This window comes from Pokkaliibacter plantistimulans (genome assembly GCF_003194385.1).
GTDB lineage: Bacteria > Pseudomonadota > Gammaproteobacteria > Pseudomonadales > Balneatricaceae > Pokkaliibacter > Pokkaliibacter plantistimulans.
The window spans coordinates 1-1,150 of record NZ_LAPT01000202.1 but is presented as its reverse complement, the minus strand read 5'-3'; the positions used below and the strand labels follow the sequence as shown (position 1 = coordinate 1,150).

Annotated in this window: 1 protein-coding gene, 1 rRNA gene and 1 other RNA gene; all 3 read left to right on the top strand. The window is 50.2% G+C overall.

Features of this window, described 5'->3' with window-relative positions; translation table 11 throughout:
• The 3 genes from rrf (at position 1) to ssrA (ending at position 1,114) form a co-directional block, all read left to right on the top strand.
• Positions 1–116: ribosomal RNA gene (rrf, locus tag WH50_RS25875) — 5S ribosomal RNA — on the top strand.
• Positions 117–288: 172 nt separating this feature from the next.
• Complete coding sequence (locus tag WH50_RS25870; RefSeq protein WP_110190373.1) at positions 289–675, top strand: carboxymuconolactone decarboxylase family protein; 387 nt, start codon at positions 289–291, stop codon at positions 673–675.
• Between the two features lie 82 nt (positions 676–757).
• Positions 758–1,114: a transfer-messenger RNA gene (gene ssrA / locus WH50_RS25865) on the top strand.
• Positions 1,115–1,150 lie beyond the last annotated feature (36 nt).

Sequence of the window (1,150 nt, the reverse complement as noted above, 5' to 3'; positions counted from 1 at the left end):
AAGGGCGACCATAGCGACGTGGAACCACCTGACTCCATCCCGAACTCAGAAGTGAAACGCGTCAGCGCCGATGGTAGTGTGGGGTTTCCCCATGTGAGAGTAGGTCATCGCCAGGCATCAACTACAGCACCCCCTGATCGGTAACGGTCAGGGGTTTTGCTTTTTGGCTTTTTTTTAAAATACTGATGGGCTTTCTGGTATGTCTCCTGTAACTAAGGGTCTATCGTAATTTCTGCCGAATCGGATACGCTTCTTCTTTCAGCGGGCTAAGAATGCCAGGAGCGTGTGATGTCTCAACAGGATTTAGATCAGGGTCTTGCTACCAGAATTGAAGTCATGGGTGAAGAGTACGTACAGCGCGCACTCTCGTCTGCGACTGAGTTTACCCAGCCAATGCAGGACTGGATTTGTGAGCACGCCTGGGGATCAACCTGGCAGCGAGAGGGCTTGCCCAAGCAGGTGCGAAGTTTAGTTACTATCGCAATGCTTGCTGCACTAAAAGCACCAACCGAGTTAAAAGGGCATGTCAGAGGAGCGCTGCGGAATGGCTGTTCTGTAGAAGATATACAGGAAGTATTACTGCACTCTTTTGTCTACTGTGGTGCGCCCGCAGGTCAGGAAGCTTTTCGTGCAGCGAAAGAAGTCATTGAAGAATGGCAAGCTAACCCCAATTAACTGAATGATCCACTTGATGCCTGTCTGCTGAAATCATCGGTGGACCTGATCTAAGTGTTTGAGTACAATGCGAAAACATTTTGGGGCTGTTCTGGATTCGACAATGTCGCGGATGCTCCAAGTGCCTCCCGTGAGCGGTGCGCGATCACGTAAATCAACCGTACCAATATATAGTCGCAAACGACGAAAACTACGCTCTAGCCGCTTAAGGCTGGACTCTCCACCTACGCTTGCCTGTGGGATAGGGTTAGGAGAGTCATCTCACACAGGATCGCGTGGCAGTCTTCGCCCGTAGATGAAGCGCTAAAACCAATCGGGACAGCTGTTCAATATCCTGCCAGTCGGAGCTTGAACAGTTAAAAAATAGACATGGCTATGGATGGTAGACCTTGGTTCAGAAGGATGTTGGACGGGGGTTCAATTCCCCCCAGCTCCACCATACACTAGTTTCTGGCTGTCTATGACAGTCTACGAA

What these genes read in the sequence shown, in the direction of transcription:
- WH50_RS25870 (WP_110190373.1), top strand. Translation starts at nt 289, where the DNA reads ATGTCTCAACAGGATTTAGATCAGGGTCTTGCTACCAGAATTGAAGTC.